This is a genomic window from Pseudoalteromonas sp. McH1-7 (genome assembly GCF_013366255.1).
GTDB lineage: Bacteria > Pseudomonadota > Gammaproteobacteria > Enterobacterales > Alteromonadaceae > Pseudoalteromonas > Pseudoalteromonas peptidolytica.
Genome location: NZ_JABWPQ010000042.1, coordinates 1 through 17,090, shown reverse-complemented (window position 1 = coordinate 17,090; position 17,090 = coordinate 1). Strand labels below are relative to the sequence as shown.

At 42.1% G+C, this 17,090-nt stretch carries 14 protein-coding genes; 9 read left to right on the top strand and 5 right to left on the bottom strand.

The window, feature by feature from the left end; translation table 11 throughout:
• Nucleotides 1–691 precede the first annotated feature (691 nt).
• The gene (gene rlmF / locus HUZ36_RS21180) at nucleotides 692–1,561 is read right to left on the bottom strand and encodes a 23S rRNA (adenine(1618)-N(6))-methyltransferase RlmF (RefSeq protein ID WP_147390805.1); all 870 of its coding nucleotides are present in this window, start codon (nucleotides 1,559–1,561) and stop codon (nucleotides 692–694) included.
• A gap of 175 nt (nucleotides 1,562–1,736) precedes the next feature.
• Between rlmF and HUZ36_RS21175 the strand changes: the two genes are divergently transcribed.
• Entirely contained in the window at nucleotides 1,737–2,657 is a 921-nt protein-coding gene (locus HUZ36_RS21175; protein ID WP_176033908.1) for an alpha/beta fold hydrolase, read from the top strand.
• Here HUZ36_RS21175 and HUZ36_RS21170 read toward each other — a convergent pair.
• Both HUZ36_RS21170 and HUZ36_RS21165 read right to left on the bottom strand, forming a co-directional pair.
• Complete coding sequence (locus HUZ36_RS21170; protein WP_147390804.1) at nucleotides 2,599–4,065, bottom strand: tetratricopeptide repeat-containing sulfotransferase family protein; 1,467 nt, start codon at nucleotides 4,063–4,065, stop codon at nucleotides 2,599–2,601. The two genes, HUZ36_RS21175 and HUZ36_RS21170, sit on opposite strands and share 59 nt — an antisense overlap.
• 98 nt (nucleotides 4,066–4,163) lie before the next feature.
• Complete coding sequence (locus tag HUZ36_RS21165) at nucleotides 4,164–6,755, bottom strand: TonB-dependent receptor plug domain-containing protein (RefSeq protein WP_128731301.1); 2,592 nt, start codon at nucleotides 6,753–6,755, stop codon at nucleotides 4,164–4,166.
• 529 nt (nucleotides 6,756–7,284) lie between these two features.
• On the opposite strand from HUZ36_RS21165, the gene HUZ36_RS21160 reads away from it, so the two are divergent.
• Together HUZ36_RS21160 and HUZ36_RS21155 are read left to right on the top strand one after the other, a co-directional pair.
• Nucleotides 7,285–7,659, top strand: a complete 375-nt coding sequence (locus HUZ36_RS21160; protein WP_125252776.1) for a hypothetical protein — start codon at nucleotides 7,285–7,287, stop codon at nucleotides 7,657–7,659.
• Nucleotides 7,660–7,714: 55 nt separating this feature from the next.
• Nucleotides 7,715–9,079: a leucyl aminopeptidase family protein gene (locus HUZ36_RS21155; RefSeq protein WP_176033906.1), complete on the top strand. Its 1,365-nt coding sequence runs from the start codon at nucleotides 7,715–7,717 to the stop codon at nucleotides 9,077–9,079.
• A 65-nt stretch (nucleotides 9,080–9,144) separates the two neighbouring features.
• Here the strand turns inward: HUZ36_RS21155 and HUZ36_RS21150 are convergent, their stop codons facing one another.
• Together HUZ36_RS21150 and HUZ36_RS21145 are read right to left on the bottom strand one after the other, a co-directional pair.
• Entirely contained in the window at nucleotides 9,145–10,620 is a 1,476-nt protein-coding gene (locus HUZ36_RS21150) for an aminoacyl-histidine dipeptidase (RefSeq protein ID WP_176033905.1), read from the bottom strand.
• A 119-nt stretch (nucleotides 10,621–10,739) separates the two neighbouring features.
• A complete protein-coding gene (locus tag HUZ36_RS21145; protein ID WP_125252779.1) occupies nucleotides 10,740–11,810 on the bottom strand; it encodes a ketoacyl-ACP synthase III in 1,071 nt (356 codons plus the stop codon).
• A 150-nt stretch (nucleotides 11,811–11,960) separates the two neighbouring features.
• On the opposite strand from HUZ36_RS21145, the gene HUZ36_RS21140 reads away from it, so the two are divergent.
• From HUZ36_RS21140 to HUZ36_RS21115, 6 genes are all read left to right on the top strand, one after another.
• Nucleotides 11,961–13,232: a sensor histidine kinase gene (locus tag HUZ36_RS21140; RefSeq protein ID WP_254879613.1), complete on the top strand. Its 1,272-nt coding sequence runs from the start codon at nucleotides 11,961–11,963 to the stop codon at nucleotides 13,230–13,232.
• Complete coding sequence (locus HUZ36_RS21135) at nucleotides 13,213–13,728, top strand: response regulator transcription factor (RefSeq protein WP_125252780.1); 516 nt, start codon at nucleotides 13,213–13,215, stop codon at nucleotides 13,726–13,728. The genes HUZ36_RS21140 and HUZ36_RS21135 overlap by 20 nt, the downstream gene beginning before the upstream one ends.
• A gap of 51 nt (nucleotides 13,729–13,779) precedes the next feature.
• A complete protein-coding gene (locus HUZ36_RS21130) occupies nucleotides 13,780–14,190 on the top strand; it encodes a DUF1761 domain-containing protein (RefSeq protein ID WP_125252781.1) in 411 nt (136 codons plus the stop codon).
• Nucleotides 14,191–14,196: 6 nt separating this feature from the next.
• The gene (locus HUZ36_RS21125; protein ID WP_125252782.1) at nucleotides 14,197–14,448 is read left to right on the top strand and encodes a hypothetical protein; all 252 of its coding nucleotides are present in this window, start codon (nucleotides 14,197–14,199) and stop codon (nucleotides 14,446–14,448) included.
• A gap of 166 nt (nucleotides 14,449–14,614) precedes the next feature.
• The gene (locus HUZ36_RS21120) at nucleotides 14,615–14,875 is read left to right on the top strand and encodes a CBU_0592 family membrane protein (RefSeq protein ID WP_125252825.1); all 261 of its coding nucleotides are present in this window, start codon (nucleotides 14,615–14,617) and stop codon (nucleotides 14,873–14,875) included.
• 129 nt (nucleotides 14,876–15,004) lie between these two features.
• Complete coding sequence (locus HUZ36_RS21115) at nucleotides 15,005–17,014, top strand: TonB-dependent receptor plug domain-containing protein (protein ID WP_176033904.1); 2,010 nt, start codon at nucleotides 15,005–15,007, stop codon at nucleotides 17,012–17,014.
• Nucleotides 17,015–17,090: the final 76 nt, after the last annotated feature.

Here is a 17,090-nt window from a genome sequence, read left to right as displayed (position 1 = left end):
TGTGGGCTTCCCATGTGAAAGTAGAACATCGTCAGGGCCTTATTAGAGAAACCCGTTGCAGCAATGCGACGGGTTTTCTGCTGTGTGGGATTTGAAAAGAAAACCTCACAAGATAATCGACACCTCGAAAAGCAATCAATACATTACAAAACAATCAACACATCGCGAGATAAACTCGCTCCCACCACAACACCAGCAAAGTGCTGCACTGGTAGGAGGCGGTTTACCCGCCGAGCTGTTGGGTCTCTCAAACAAAAAGAATAAAACAGTCTACTCTGTAACATCGCGAGGTAAACTCGCTCCCACTACAATATCAACAAAGTGCTGCACTGGTAGGAGGCGGTTTACCCGCCGAGCTGTTGAGTCTCTCAAACAAAAAGAATAAAACAGTCTACTCTGTAACATCGCGAGCTAAACTCGCACTCACCACAACACCAGCAAAGTGCTGGACAGGGAAGAGGCGGTTTACCCGCCGAGCTGTTGGGTCTCTCAAACAAAAAGAATAAAAACATCCTACTTTGTAACATCACGAGGTAAACTCGCTCCCACCACGACATCAACAAAGTGCAGCACTGGTAGGAGGCGGTTTACCCGCCGAGCTGTGTGACTAGAGACGAACGCATGGTAATAATCAACAATGCGATAGGCGTTCTAGCACGTGGATCCATTTACTGAAGTTTCTAGATTAAAGTTATAGTGATGAAGAAGGTTTGAAAAAACTCCATGCGATAAAACGGCTTATCTTATTACCTTGACCCATCTCTATTATTCTCACTTGTTCTGCTGCGACTTTTCTAATTTGCTTTTGAAGCGGTTTTATATTGTCTTTATTAGAGATGAGAGATGTAAACCAGTAAATTTGCTCCTTGTACATGGCACTCTCAGCTATCATATTAAGCAAGAAGCGTTTTTCTCCACCTTCACACCATAATTCTTGAGCCTGGCCGCCAAAGTTTAGTGAACTTTGTGGCGTTTTATTGAGGTTTCTCCACTTGCGCTGTGTTCCTTTGTTTGCTTCGGCTTCACTAGAATGAAAGGGCGGGTTACACATTGAAAAATGATAAAATTGGTTTGCTTTTATGATTGTCTTAAAAAATTGATTAGGCTGCTTTTGCTGAAGAACCTTTACTGGCAACTTATTTAATTCTGCAATGGTTTTAGCACATTTTACTGCAACAGGATTTATATCGGATGCTACAAAACGCCAGTTATATTCCCTTGAACCTAAGATGGGGTAGATCAAATTGGCACCGGTGCCAATATCTACGCCTTGAACTTTGTCAGGCAAATCACTTTCGTCGAGTAAATCTTTGAGCGCGTGAATGTAGTCTGCTCTGCCTGGCACGGGGGGGCATAAAAACTGTGGGGGGATATCCCAAACTTGGATATCGTAGTCTGATTTAAGCAATGCTTTATTTAACAGTTTCACGGCATCTGGGTTTGCGAAGTCGATACTTCTGATACCATCAGCTCGTTTGTAAGCAAAATCTTTTAAAATGGGTTCGAGTGTTATGAGCTTATCGAGATCATAGCCAGAGTTATGCTTGTTTCTTGGATGCACGGGGTTCTTCGAATAAATAAAAAGATTATAACACTTTTAATCGAACTCTTAAGTCTTGAAAAAATACTTTATCTTAAAGACATACCAACTTTTGCTTGCCTTGTTTTGGAGTTTACTTATCAACCACTCAACTGGTACGATGAGGAACAAACGTTTAAAAAATCAAAACAAAGAAATGGTAGAGCAAAAATCTCTGTTAGTAGATATAGAGGATGGGCACAAACTCCACCTCAGATATATAGCGAAACCCGGTAGTATTGGTCCTGTTGTATTCTTTATGCATGGTGCGGTCGAGAATGGTAAAATTTTCTACACTGAATCTAATAAAGGATTAGCCCCTTTTTTGGCTGAACATGGTTATCGTTGTTTTGTGGGTGATCTTCGTGGTCGAGGTGGAAGCACGCCAAAAATTGATTCAGAAGCGACTTACGGACAAACTGAATCAATTTTGTACGAAATTCCTGAAATGCTGAATTTTATCGAGCAATACACTGGCTCTAGAGCACAATATTGGGTTGGGCATTCTTGGGGGGGCGTATTGATGAATAGTGTTTTTGCACGCTTTCCAAGTGAAATTCAGCACGTGAAAGCTTGTGTCTATTTTGGCTCTAAGCGTAGCTTGTATAATAATCACCCCAGTAAATTACTTAAAGCAAACCTGTTATGGTTTAATGTTGCACATTACTACTCCAAAAAGTATGGTTATCTACCAGCGAAGAAGCTCGGTTGGGGAAGCGATGATGAGTCTTCAAAATCACATGCTCAAAGTGCTGACTGGGCACAAAAGAATCCTTGGATAGATTCAGACGATGGCTTTGATTACTCCTCTGTTTTACAACATATAATGTTACCACCGACTTTACACATAGCGGGAGTTAAAGATAAGGCGCTTGCTCAACCTGTTGATATTAAGGCTTTCATAAGTGAGTCAGGAAATGGGATCCAAGAGCTTAAGATTTATGGGAAAACACACGGCCATCAACATAATTATGGGCACATAGATATGTTAACCCATAAACATGCACGTGATGATCAATTTAAAGATTTGCTTGCGTGGTTTGATCGCTTTGCGGTTGGGGGATCATCTTCTCAATAAACCCTTCATAACGCTGCCACTTTTCTAGTGGTTGCGTACTGATTGGCTTTCTAACTTGGGCTTTGCTCAAGGTATGCACTGGCTTTTTAGACTTATGAAAGTCCAAGCATTCAGGTTCGTACTTTTGATACAAAAAGCCCAAACATTTCTTGATGGTTTTTTCTGGTTCAGCAATCAGTTGTTCGTAACTAAACGTGAAAATGTCCCTTTTCATAAATTGGTAAAAATGAGACATAAGGTCGCTTTGCGCTTGTGCATACAAGGCAAACTCACTTAAAGAGCAAAAATAAGGTTCACTTTCGGCGAAATGGTTACTGTATACTGACCAAGCTGTTGCTTTGAAATTGCGTGTTAAATGAATTACTCGCGCTTCAGGGAAGAGCTTGTGGATTAACCCCAGATTTTGAAAATTCGCTGGTAGCTTATTTATCACAACTTCTTCAGATACTCTATGTCTTTTTATTTCATCGACATAGAGAATGCGGCAATGATCTAACATCGAATTACTGAGTTGGTTTAAGCATGCGGGAAACTCAGCATTATTACGCATACTGAGGTAGGGGACAATTTTGTCACTGATCACTGTATTCTCGCCAAGAGTTCCAATATTTGAGTGTTGCACCAACATTTGCTCAAGGAGCGTAGATCCTGTTCTTGGCAGACCAACAATAAATACCGGTGTAAATGTTGTTTTTACTTTATCACTGGGTTTATTAAAGAAAGATTGGCCACAATATCGTTTAATCGATTCAAAAAATGGAAGCATATCTAGAGTGCGAAACTCACTCAAGGATAGCTGAGTTTCATTTGCTAGCGCAAAATGCTCCTGCGCGAGCTTGTAATCACCTAAACGCTCATGACATTTTGCTTTTGCATAGTAGACAACGGTTTTCAGTCTAGGGGTTTCAAACTCCTCCTCAAGTTTAGTTAATTGAATTAAATAGCTTGAGAGCGCGTTTGGTTTTGACATTTGTACGAGTTCATAAAGCATAAATGCAGTCACCGCGCTGTGTGGGCAACTCAACCCAGCTTTAAAAACATTTTTTGCCTGCTCGATGAAGCCATAGTCCAGATAAAATTGGCCGAGTTGATAATGGGCTTGGGCATTATGTTTTGCCACGCTAAGCGTGTATTCAAGTACGGTTTTGGCGTCGACTGGTGAGCCAACCGCTAAAAAAGCGTCTGCTAATGCAAAAAGTGGCTCGAGCATTTTTGGCAGGTGTTCACAGGCTCTTTTTAAGTAGTAGATTGCATTATCATACTGCTCTAAACGCATACAGATACGACCTACACCAAAAAGAGCCGCGCCATTTTTTGGTGATTGTTTTAAAACCGATTTGTACATAAACTCGGCTTCTCGAAGTTTGTTCTCTGCCAACAGCTCGTTGGCTCGCTGTAATAACAACATGTGCTAATAGAGTTACTTAATCAATTTTCAATAGAATAAAAATAAAAAGGCGAAATAGCTATTGCTAGTTCGCCTTTGTTTCTGGGTTACAGTAAAAGTTAGAACGTATATGTTGCTTTGACGTAGTAGAAGCCGCCATTTATACCGTATGGTGAGGTTTCGTAGTATTTGCCACCCCAGTTATTATTTGGAATGCCAGTTGCGTCATAAAAATCAAGTTCTTCAGGATCTTGGTCGAAAATATTATTTGCACCAACAGATAAGCTAATTGAATCTGTTGCAAAATAAGTTAACTCTGCATCGAACGTGATAGTTGCATCAGCTGTTTTAGCCGTTGCGTCATAATCTACGTGGACACCTTGATATTCACCGTAGTAGTTCATCCGAACAAAACCTGAAAAAGTATCCCACTGTTGGGACCAAGTTAGTGTGCCTCTGTGTTTTGGCAGGTCGTTTTCTAGACGAGATACCTTGAAATCACCAGTAATTGCAGAAAACCGGTCTACTTCGGTTTCATTCCAGTTGTAGGCTGCACTGAAGGTCGCGTAACCTCCAAGCATGTCCATCGAGTAGTTACCTACCAAGTCGACCCCTTGAGTAGTGGTATCGAAGTCGTTTGTAAAGAAACTAACTTGAGCTAGATTATCTACATTTGGTACACCTGCCGCTTTAAGTGCCTCTTTATCAGCATCACTCAACACAATTTTTTCTGATTGACTCAAGCGATCAGTGACTTCTATGTTGTAGTAATCCAATGTGATAAACAGGTCACCAGAACGGTATACTGCGCCTAAAGTAAAGCTTTCTGACTCTTCAGGAGTCAGCTCTGTACCACCTAGCTGCTCTGAGACAGGGTTAGTTGGTGGAAGTAATGCAGAGTCAACTAGCACACCGCTACTTAAGTTTGTTTGAACGTTAGAGACATTTGCTTGACCAACCGTTGGTGCCCTAAAACCGGTGCTCACCGAGCCACGTACAGAGAAGTCTTCGGTAACGTGATATTGACCAGTAATTTTGAAGTTGGTGGTTGAACCAAATGTATCGTAGTCTTCGTATCTTAGTGCCCACCCCATTAAAAAGTCTTCAGTAAATGGGGTTTCAATATCGATGTAAGCAGCGTAGTTACGACGAGTGTATTCTCCGGCTGCTGACGGTTTAAAGCCAGGGAAACCATTAGAACCAATACCAAAACCTTGCTGCGTAAGTGGGCCTGCGATAAATGATGCTTCATCGCCTGCAAGTACCTCAAAGGTTTCTTCATGCCATTCGAGACCCGCGGCAACATTCACGTCATATGCAAGATCAAAATCATAGCCTTTAGAAACATCGAAATTGAAATTCTTTTCTAATTGTATGTACTTACCTGGGCTGAAATCCATTGGCGTGTCAGCACCAAGAGATGCGTTTACCGTATTGGTAATGAAATAGCGTGACTCATTACGTCCTACTGAGCCACTTAAATCCCAGTAGCCACCTTCCAAAAAGCCATCTTGAAACTCACCTTCAACACCGATAGTCAAAGAGGTGTCAGTAATGTTGCCACCAAAGTTTGGAGTAAAACCGCCAGGTAAAATTTCATTAAACGCGAAACAGTTGCGGCCTAACTCGGTATCGGCTGCAATTAATTGATAAGCCGGAATATTTTCAACGTTTCTGTCAGTAAGGTTGACGACTGGACACTCAATACCAACGCCAACGCCATCTAGGTCTCCAACTAGTAGTGTTTCTCCACCGTCGTTAGAATACACACCGGGGCGGGTCTGAGGGTTCCGGTAGTAGAACCCCCCTTTGACGTCGCGTTCTGAGTAATTACCAAACATATAAAAGTGCGCATTATCTGTAACGTCTACACCAACATTACCAAAGATACTAATATCATCTTTAATTTCTGGAGCGCCCCATATTTGTGCTGGGTCACCAACACCTTCTACACCCGCACCGATGTAAGCGGCAGCGTCCGGACGTTGAACACTTCTGCTTGTCGCATCAGCTTCCTTATATTGGAAGCTAAGGTTTGCAAAGCCGTTATCGGTAAATGGCAAACCGACATTACCTTCTATAACAGTTGTGTCGCCATCCCCTTCATAATACTCACCTTGGCGCACTGAGAAAGAGCCTCCCTCACTTGCGTCTTTCAGTACGAAGTTCATTACACCAGCAATAGCATCTGAACCGTACTGTGCAGCAGCGCCATCACGAAGAACTTCAACCTGCTTTAGCGCAATACTTGGGATCACTGAAATGTCAGGACCTTGTGCACCGTCGTTAATACCGCCTCCAAGGAAAGCAATAACCGATGAGCGGTGACGACGCTTACCGTTTAATAGAATAAGCGTACTATCTGCTGGCAAGCCACGTAGGTTGGCTGGTCTTACTAAGGTTGCTGCATCGCTGATAGGGTTCGCATGCACGTTTAGTGATGGAACGGAACCTTTGAGCAACTCAAGCATATCTGAGCCCGCTGCTTTGGACATATCTTCTGCGCCGATGATATCGATTGGAACCGGCGACTCGCCAACAGAACGAGGCGCAGCCCTTGAACCGACTACAGCAATCTTTTCTATTTTCTCATCGACTTTGGGCTTATCGGCCTCTTCAGCTATGGCAGTTGTTGTAAGAAGTGATGTTGTTGCAGCTGACGCTAGCGCAAGGCGAATTGCACGGCGCAGCGTGTTACTATTTTGTTTCATCCTGTTTCCCCAGTTGATTGTTGTTGTCATACCAATAAAAAGGTCATTTATAATATTTTTACCTTTAATACACATATAATTTAATTTGCTATGTGTTGGCAAGCGCTTTTTTAAAATTAGCAGCGATTTAGAAAACTGCAACTTTCTGAATAACTTTTTGTTTCCGCTATAAAGAATGTCAAAACCCTAAATATAAGTTGTTGTTAAAGATGATGTTTTATGGCTTTTCTTTGGTTTCTCACATTAAGCTTAATTTGTTGCATATCTATGATGATAAAATAGCGGAGGAAGGTAACAGCGAATATTGAGTTTTTGTTTATTATTTGAGCATAATTAAAGCTCACGTCTTGGTTGCAGAGGTGTGATCGAGAATTCTAGCTATGTCGTGGGGAAATCATATTGAGTCGGGTATTTTATACAAAAAAATTACCCCTCTACATGGCTAGCACATATTTTTGTACTAATGGCTAATAGCTAAAAGCGCGTAAACTTTGATAGACTTGGGTTATCACTATTTTTGAGTTAATGAATGAAACTGATCAAAGTTGTTCACAAAGCACCGATGCGCGTTGCTCGGATCAGTAAACGCCGGCAGCAGATCAGATTACGCCGCGCTATGGTTGCGCTTAAATGTGCCCTTGAACAAGAAAAGCAAGAAACCAAAGAAATGCTTGAAATTTATAAGCGCTACACCTTGGGAAAAGCAGATAGGACTGAACTAAAGACTGCTAACGCACAACTTGTTGATATACTGAAAGGCCTTGGACTAGGCGTATTTGCGATTTTGCCTTTTGCTCCTATCACCATTCCAATTATTGTAAAAGTAGGCAGCTTAGTGGGGGTCGATGTGCTGCCAAGCTCCTTTAATTTGAAAAAAAAGCCGACAGATACCAAGAATTCGTGAATTTTCTTTTTAGGCTTGTTAATCTACGTAAGGACATTATAAATTTGAGGCCTACATGAACAATCTAGTCGTTCACTCTTCTATGGGTACACCCATTTCTCTTTTTTCCGCGACAGACCTAGTATCGTGGCAAGCAAAGCAATCAGAAACCGTTCAATTACTTATTAATACTGCAAAACTTCAGTCACAAAAAACGATTGTCATTCCTGCTTTAGGCTCTAATGAGGTTGAGCGAGTCATCGTTTTGATTGAAGAAGAGGGAGATTTTTGGGCTTTAGGCAGTCTTGCTAAACAACTACCAAAAGGCACTTACACTCTAGATATTGCTGAGGAGCTGGTTGAAGCTAACGCTACTGCCTTTTTGCTCGGCGCATACCAGTTTGCCGCTTACAAAGAGCTTGCACCTATTGTTGCTAAGCTGGCTATTGCCAATGAGCAGACTTATCACAAAGTCAAAGCGACAGTTGAGTCGATAAACCTTGCTCGTGACTTAGTAAACACTCCTGCCGCAGATATGATGCCACAGCATATGGCTGAAGTGATGTCAGAACTTGCTGAGCAATATGGTGCTGATTTTGATCAAATTGTTGGTGATGAATTACTAGAACAAAACTATCCGACTATTCATATGGTTGGTCGTGCCAGTGATAATGCGCCAAGATTATTAGACTTACGGTGGGGGGATGATAAGCACCCTAAATTGACGCTTGTGGGTAAGGGAGTGTGCTTTGATTCTGGTGGACTTGACCTGAAACCTGCGTCTGGTATGCGCAATATGAAAAAAGACATGGGCGGTGCAGCCCATGTTATTGCACTTGCTAATATGATTATGGCAGCAAAATTACCGGTGCGGTTACGCGTGCTTATCCCTGCGGTTGAGAATGCTGTTTCGCGTAATGCTTTTAGACCAGGAGATGTGATAAAAACACGTAAAGGTATCACTGTTGAAATAGACAATACTGACGCTGAAGGGCGATTGGTGCTTTGCGATGCGTTAGCAGAAGCACAAACGGAATCTCCAGCGCTTTTAGTCGATTTTGCTACGTTAACCGGTGCATGTCGCATTGCTTTGGGAACTGAGCTTCCTGGTTTTTACTCGACAGATCAAAAAATTGCTGCTGAGTTAATGGAAATAGGGCTGAGCAATGCCGATCCAATTTGGCAGCTGCCGCTATTTGATCAATATAAAGCGTTATTTAAGAGTGATGTAGCTGATATTGCCAACTGTGGCTCAACGCCATTTGGTGGCTCTATTACTGCGGCACTTTACTTAAAAGAATTTGTTGAGCCTCAAACTACACCTTGGCTTCATTTCGACGTTATGGCGTGGAACTTAAGAGCACTTCCGGGTAGACCGGTCGGCGGTGAGGCGCTCGGATTGAGAACGATGTTCAGCTATCTCGAGAAAAAGTTTAGCTAACTGCTTTATTTACCTGTTGTAAAAAAGCCCAGCGATGATTAAGCGCCTGGGCTTTTATTTATTAATTAAACGCTTTTTTCTGGAATATTTTCCAGTATTCCTTTCATTTGTTGCCAATACAGACCTACGCTTGCGATCTCTACTTTTTCTTCAGGAGAATGCGGAAACTTTATGGTTGGGCCAAAAGAAATCATATCCATATTTGGGTATGGCTCTTTAAATAGACCACACTCAAGGCCTGCATGGATCACCATTATATGCGGCTTCTCACCGTAGATAGATTCATACATATCGCGGAATATCGCCAAAACTTGCGAGTTAGGATCTGGCTTCCAGCCGGGATAAGCTCCGCTAAATTCAATGTCGGCTGCGCTCAGTTCAGCGAGTGATCGTAGCATACCTTCGACATCACTTCGGCCTGAATCAATTAATGATCGGATCAAGCAAAGCACCTCAAGGTTTTTCTCTGAGGTTGAAATCACCCCCATATTAAGAGAGGTCTCAACAACCCCTTTTATATCATCGCTCATTCGAATAACGCCATTTGGGCAGGCGTTCAGTAATGCTAATACTTTGCTTTGGCTTTTTGTTGTGAGTGCTAAATGATGGTTATCGATGGTGTTGAGTGCAAAAGTGATCCCTGATTCAATAGCGCTAAGCTCTTGCTTTACTGTGGTTTCATATTGTTCAACTAGAGACTGAAATTGGTCAACCTTGCTGCTGTCAAAGCTTACCATGGCATAAGCTTCACGAGGGATCGCATTGCGTAGCGAGCCGCCTCTAATATCAATAAGTTTGAAGTCAAAATCTGCAATGTGGTGCTTTAAAAAACGTGCCAAAAGTTTGTTAGCATTTGCGCGTCCAGTATGTATGTCAACGCCTGAATGCCCGCCGCGTAAGCCTTTGAGAGAAAGCTCGAAAACTTGATGATGTGCAGGTATTGCTTCTCTTTCAAGCGGTAGCGTCATTGAGGCATCGACTCCTCCTGCACACCCCATGTAGATCTCGCCTTCTTGCTCAGAATCTGTGTTGAGTAAGATTTCACCGTCTAACCAGCCTGACTGCAAGCCAAAAGCACCACTCATCCCAGCTTCTTCATCAACGGTGAGCAATACTTCCAGTGGACCGTGCTTGATGTCGTCTGCGTCCAGTACAGCAAGGCATGATGCCATACCAATACCATTATCAGCACCTAATGTAGTGCCGGTAGCAGTTACCCAACCATCATCAACAAATGGCTTGATAGGATCGGTAACAAAATCATGAGCAGTATCATCATTTTTCTGAGGCACCATATCAATATGTGCTTGCAGCACTACGGGTTTGCGGTTTTCCATACCAGCGGTTGCTGGCTTTTTAATGAACACATTACCAACTTCGTCACGGCGAACTGCTAGGCCTTTACTTTCGGCCCATTCAACAATGAAGCCTGCTAATGCTTCTTCATGTTTTGATGGGTGAGGGATAGCACAAATTTGGTCAAAGAATTTCCAAATGGCTTGAGGTTCTAATTGGCTGACTTCTGTATGCGCTTTAAGCACAGTGAACTCCTTGGGTGGATGGTAATAATGCAACAATGTTACCATCCACCCAAGGGCAAAATCGAGTTATTCAGGCCATACTTTACCTAAGGAGTACGGCTTGAGTGTAAAATAGGCGATTACTGACCTCTACTTACCGCAACCGCAGGTGCAATTAACTCAAGTCCGGTTTTATCACAAGGAGGTAGGCTGGCATCAGAGCTGGCAATTGGGGTTACTCTATCACCCCATTTTAGATAGCTTGCGGCCCATGTTAAGCCTGCTCCAAACGCCGCTGACATGATATTTGCGTGTGGTTGGATCAAGCCATTTTCTACAGCTTCACATAGTGCAATCGCAATGGTTGCAGCAGATGTATTGCCGTATTTATCGATATTAACCATTACTTTATCGTCTGCGATTTCCAATCGACTTTGAATGGCTTGAATAATACGAAGATTTGCCTGATGAGGGATAAGTACATCAATATCATCTAACGATAGTGAAGCTTGTTTTAATACGTCATCACAAGCTTCACTCATGCCCTTTACGGCACGCTTAAAAATTTCACGGCCTTCAAACGACAGATCCGACGGCCCAGTACCCGCACAGCGATCCATGTCGGTACCATAATTTGGGATGTGAAGAATGCTGCGATCTGAGCTATCACACCCTGTTTTGGTACCAAGTAAGCCCGCTGGCTCCTCGCTCGCCTCCAAAACGACTGCACCAGCACCATCACCAAACAAAACTGCGCTGTCACGCTTTGCCCAGTTAACGTACCAAGTCATGCGTTCAGCGGCTACTACAACCGCTTTTTTGATCATGCCAGCTTGGATTTGAGCTGTGGCGTTTTGTAATGCGTACAAAAAGCCGGAGCACGCAGCGTTAGTGTCACATGCTGCCGCACCAACTGCGCCAATGTTTTTCTGTACCAAAGAAGCAGTGTTTGCAACCATGGTTGAAGGGGTACAAGTTGCAAGTAGCACCAAGTCAATATCTTTGCCATCTACACCAGCACAGGCCAGTGCATGTTGGCTTGCAACCGTAGCGAGATCTGCAGTGCTAACATGACTGACACGTCTAGCTCTGATCCCTGTTCTTGTGCTTATCCACTCGTCGTTTGTATCAACGACAGTACTTATTTCGTCATTACTAATGCTTGCTGGTGGAATACATTTCCCCCAGCCTGTGATTTTTGCGTAAACCATAGTGTCTCTTAATCTAATCCGACCAGTCGGCCAATTTTTTCATTTATACCAAATCCTTCATGGTATTGCCATAAAAGCGATACATGCCATCGACTAAGACGTGATTAACTGATATTAATCACAGTAATTTTAACTAAAATCGGTATAATTTTGATAAAACCGTCAAACTCAAACCATATGATGAACATTGCGTTTTCACCAAGCTCTGCATTGGGGCAACTTTTATTATTGCGCTCAGTGGCAATTGTTATACAAATACTGATGTTGCTATTTGCAGCGCTTGTATTTGGCAAGCAGTTTGACTTTGTTGCTGTGGTCGGTGTTGTGGCAGCTGAGTCGGTTTTTCAATTACTGAGTATCTACGCCTACCGCCATACTAAAGAGGCTGAGCCGGTAGGTATGACGATGCAGCTGCTAGCAGATATTCTATTTTTGACTATTTTGCTGGATTTGACAGGGGGAGCTACCAATGCGTTTGTATCCCTTTTGGTTCTGCCAACAGTGATTGCTGCGGTAACAATACCGACGTTGAATATGTTAGTGGTATCGGCAAGTGCGATTGGTGCTTACGTTTATTTGTACATAAAAATGTCCCATGAGCATGTGCATCATATGGATATGTCGACACACCTACTAGGTATGTTGGTAAACTTTACTTTTACAATCATTGTTGTGGCAACCGTTGTGAGTTTATTGGTAAAGCAAAATCGTAAGAAAGAGCGAGCTATAGCGTCACTGCGAGAACAACAGCTACAGCAAGAACAAATTATTGCGTTAGGAAGCGCTGCTGCACAAGCGACGCATCAGCTAGCTACGCCTATTGCGCATTTGGCATTGTTACATGAGGAGTTAGATGAACTTTATCCTAATGAGCCATGTGTAGCGGACATGTCCGAGCCACTATTCCGTTGTAAGGAGCAGCTTGACGTATTCAGAGAGTTCACTGAGTATTTAAAGTCAGCATCAAAAATAACTATTACCATTGAACGCTTTGCTGAGCAGTTGAGCGAGCTAGTTAGCTTACAGTTTCCAAACCAACACTTTCATTTTGAATTAGAGAATCTCGAAGGGGAGTTAACCGATGATCCCATGCTCGCGCCTTCTATTTTGAATCTGATCAGTAATGGTGTTAGAGCGAACGAGCAAGCTGGTCAAGTTGATATCAAGATAAAGCTAAATTCAACAGACTCAGAACACCGTATTACGATCCTTGATAGTGGATTGGGCATAGATGAAGAAAAGCTCAAGCAGCTTGGACAGCATGTGGTGAATAGTGAGTCAGGATTAGGTATGGCTGTCCTTCTTAGTCACGCCACAATAGAGCGGCTTGGTGGACAATTAGCGATAGAAAATTGCATCTCAGGCGGAACAAAGTGCACTATCAAATTACCAAAGGTGAGAGATGAAATTATTACTCGTTGAAGATGATGTGCCATATGCACAAACGCTTATGCGTCGGCTAGAAAAACATGGGTTAACTGTTCAGCATGTCACAACTATAGATGAGATGTTAACAGCAGTTGATTCTTGCTCATTTGACTACTTTTTATTGGACATGAAACTGGATAAGGCAAACTCTGTTAATTTTATCGCCACAATCAAACAGCATCATCCATGCTCTAAAGTGGTACTGTTAACAGGCTATGCTAGTATTGCCACCGCGGTTGAAGCTATCAAACTTGGTGCAGATGATTACCTCACAAAACCAGCAAGCACAAGCTTGATTTTACAGACTTTATTGGGTGAAAAAACCGACAATCTTGAAGCCGAAATTATGTCTCCAGAGCGGCTTGAATGGGAACACATTCAACAGGTTTTAAAGGCGAATGACGGCAACATATCACAGACCGCACGTCAGCTAAATATGCACCGACGAACATTACAGAGGAAATTACAAAAGAAACCTGCTTATAAGTAAGTTTTCACATATACTGATTATTAACTAAACTGAAATATGCTGAGTCAGTCGATGATACTCTCATTTGAAGCATTGAATCTATGGGCTATTTTGCTTGCTGCGCTCTCGTCCTTCATGTTGGGCGGGATTTGGTATTCACCTGTGTTATTTCAAAAAACGTGGCTAGAGGGCTGTGGACTTACCGAGTTAGATTTACAAACAAGCGACCCAAAGATGACATTTGGTATGGCGTTTTTGTTATCGCTGCTAGCTAGCGTATTTATGGCGATGCTAATTGCACCATCATTTTCATTGATTGGTGCTACCGCCTTTGGAGCTGGAGTTGGGATCTGCTTTGTCGCGAGTGCCTTGGGAATAAGTTATATCTTTGAACAGCGTCCATTGAAGTTGTTTTTAGTCAACGGCGGCTACCATATGCTACAGTTCACACTTATCGCGTTTGTGTTACGTATCATGAGTTAAAGGAAGATGGCAAAGCCAAACAAAAAAGGCCCAGTAAGAACAGTCGATATTTTTTGCGCCAGTTGCAAACAAAAGTTGTTTAAGTATCGTAAAGGCGGAAAAGGAAGCCTAGTGAAGTGTTTCAAAGAACGTATAAGTCAAGATTTTACAGCGGAGCAGACAAGCTGCCCAAGTTGTGGCAGTGTGTTTGCCCGTGATTCACTCGTTCGTGGAGCTCCTGCATTGAAGATCATTGGCGGAAAAGTCACATTCAAATAATGGCGCTAATGTTTTTTTAGTTCTCACTAAAAGACAGACAAATGTCCTGTCCTGATTTTTTTAGTTTGTTACTATCTCGCCGTTTGTCTTTGCTGTTTCAATGAATGAAAGCGACCCTTCCCATGGAACTGGGCCAGCCTATTGGGTCTTGCAAAATGGAAAAAACATGATCGATTTAATGTTCGATATTATAGGTATGAGCGGTACTTTCCTAGTCGTAGGTGCGTTCTTTATGTTGCAGCTTGAGAAAGCATCACCAGAGAGTTTAACCTACAATCTGATGAATTTAACTGGCGCGATTCTTTTGCTTATTAGCCTTTGCTATAACTTTAACTTAGCAAGCTTTGTTATTGAGCTATTTTGGATAGCAGCTTCGCTTATAGGCTTGTTTAAGTATTTTAAAGCTAAAAAGGTAGCAGCAGCCTAAAAGAAAAGATTAATCAAAAACTTGCGTAGTAGCAAAGAGCAAGTATTATTAAGTTAATCATATGCTGCTACGTAGGTTAGATTACTCTAACGCTACGAGTGAAGTGTGGGAACATAGAGCTCGTAATATATGAAAAATTTAAGTGCCTTAATTAAAGTTGCGCTGTTTATAACTCCTCTTACCGCTGTCGCAGAGCAAGAAGCGACAAGTTCAGATCTCTATCAACTCTCATTTGAAGAGTTGCTGAATGTTAATGTCTCAATAGCCACGAAAACCGATGAGACCAGAGCTTCAGTCCCATCTAGTATTACAGTATTCAACTCAGAACAGATAAATAGTTTAGGTGTTGATAATGTATATGATTTGATGAATTTCGTGCCTGGGTTTCAATCGACGCGAGGTGATTGGGTCGGCGCTGTACCAAAAGAGCATACCCGTGGGGTGTATTTAGATACGGGGCATGTGTTGGTGATGATTGATGGGCAGCGACTGAATGAGTCATCTTTTGGTAAAGCGTCCGTCTATACGCCATTCATTCCTATTGATATTGTGTATAAAGTTGAATTTATCCGAGGCCCCGGCTCTGCGCTTTATGGTAGTAATGCTTTTCTTGGTGTTATGAATGTGATAACCAAAAAGCAAAGTAACCAGTTGTCTATTGGATACGCAGAGCATGGCGGTGTTCAGGCTGCAATAAATCTATCTACACAACTAGCTGATGAGAGTGAACTTTACGCTAACGTCGGGTTCAATAAACGCTCTGGAGAGGACTACTTTTCTGGTACCGTTAAGGATCCTTTGGAGTCACTATTCATTACGGTAGGTGGGAAAGCACAAGCGCTGAGCTGGCAAATTCGATATAACCGAACTCAACTTGATGAATTTCTTAACTTAGCGCGTTATTCTCGTGAAAATGAGCACAAAAGCGAAAATTATGCCGCGATATTAGCTTATCAATCGCAACTCTCAGAGCGACTAAAATTAACACACACCGTGAGCTTTATCGAACATAATATTGACAGTGCTGGGCTGATCGTTACCGCTGATGAAATAGGGATCACGCAAGGAGGGGACTTTTTAGTTGGACCTGCTTGGCAGTCAAAGGATTTAACCTACAACTTAGATGGTGATTTTGAACAGAGTAACACATTGCACTGGAACTTTGGTATTGAATTGTCAGAGGAAGAACAAAGCAAAGCAGGAGTCAGAACAACTTATTATGATCAAACTGTAGGCGATATTGTTATATATAATCGTAATTATCTAGGTGGTGTTCGGACTATCATGGAATATGCGCCATTTTACCCGTTACTTCAAGATTTTGACTCATATGCAGGCTATGTTCAGTCCAAATATCTTTTTAACGATAGACTTAGTATGTTTGCTGGAGTTCGCTATGACGAAGTCAAAGATATTGATGATAAGCTCTCACCAAGGCTTGCTTTTGTATATAGCTATAACAGTGTAAATACGCTGAAGCTACAGTACGGCGAGTCATTCCGCACGCCTGTCAGTAATGAATTGAACTCTAATGATGATGTGACGACGGGGAATTCAAATTTAACGTCAGAGTATGTAAAAACAACAGAGCTTGTTTGGCACTATCAAGACGAGTCTAAGCAGTTTGATGTCGTGTTGTTTGATAACGAATTGGAAGACTTCATTAATTTAGTGCCAATAGATGATGAACAGGCAGAGTTCACTTTTGGCAATGTCTTCGAGACCAGCATGCAAGGTATTGAGATCAATGCCAATATAAACTTAAGTAGTACTACTTGGGTTCAAGCTGCGTACACACAGTTATTTGATGAGCCATTAAATGGTAGCTTTAAAAAGTTTTCGGCGCTTGCCTTTACGTACAAAAAAGAGTCCGTGGAAGTGACGTTGAACGCAATTTGGCGTGATAGCACATTTATGTCAGCACCACCTGAATCGCCAATTGACGATTTTGAGCAACCGAGTTACTACTTAATTGGCGGCACAGCTTCTTTTCACCTAGATGACAGCGCTAAAATTCAACTGAAAGCAGAAAATTTATTCGATAAAAAGTTTACAGTATTTGACCCCCGACTCATTGATGGTCATGTGCCACAACAGGGGCGGAACTTATCTATCCAATATATTAAAAACTTTAATTAATCTAATACCATATATGGACTCTCTCCGATTACAAGATAGTAATTGATAGAATTTCAAAGTTCATTGCTGCCATATA

Excerpts from the sequence above, each read along its gene's own strand:
- HUZ36_RS21175 (WP_176033908.1), top strand. The coding sequence starts at position 1,737 with ATGGTAGAGCAAAAATCTCTGTTAGTAGATATAGAGGATGGGCACAAA.
- HUZ36_RS21170 (WP_147390804.1), bottom strand. The coding sequence starts at position 4,065 with ATGTTGTTATTACAGCGAGCCAACGAGCTGTTGGCAGAGAACAAACTT.
- HUZ36_RS21165 (WP_128731301.1), bottom strand. The coding sequence starts at position 6,755 with ATGAAACAAAATAGTAACACGCTGCGCCGTGCAATTCGCCTTGCGCTA.
- HUZ36_RS21160 (WP_125252776.1), top strand. The coding sequence starts at position 7,285 with ATGAAACTGATCAAAGTTGTTCACAAAGCACCGATGCGCGTTGCTCGG.
- HUZ36_RS21155 (WP_176033906.1), top strand. The coding sequence starts at position 7,715 with ATGAACAATCTAGTCGTTCACTCTTCTATGGGTACACCCATTTCTCTT.
- HUZ36_RS21145 (WP_125252779.1), bottom strand. The coding sequence starts at position 11,810 with ATGGTTTACGCAAAAATCACAGGCTGGGGGAAATGTATTCCACCAGCA.
- HUZ36_RS21135 (WP_125252780.1), top strand. The coding sequence starts at position 13,213 with ATGAAATTATTACTCGTTGAAGATGATGTGCCATATGCACAAACGCTT.
- HUZ36_RS21130 (WP_125252781.1), top strand. The coding sequence starts at position 13,780 with ATGATACTCTCATTTGAAGCATTGAATCTATGGGCTATTTTGCTTGCT.
- HUZ36_RS21125 (WP_125252782.1), top strand. The coding sequence starts at position 14,197 with ATGGCAAAGCCAAACAAAAAAGGCCCAGTAAGAACAGTCGATATTTTT.
- HUZ36_RS21120 (WP_125252825.1), top strand. The coding sequence starts at position 14,615 with ATGATCGATTTAATGTTCGATATTATAGGTATGAGCGGTACTTTCCTA.
- HUZ36_RS21115 (WP_176033904.1), top strand. The coding sequence starts at position 15,005 with ATGAAAAATTTAAGTGCCTTAATTAAAGTTGCGCTGTTTATAACTCCT.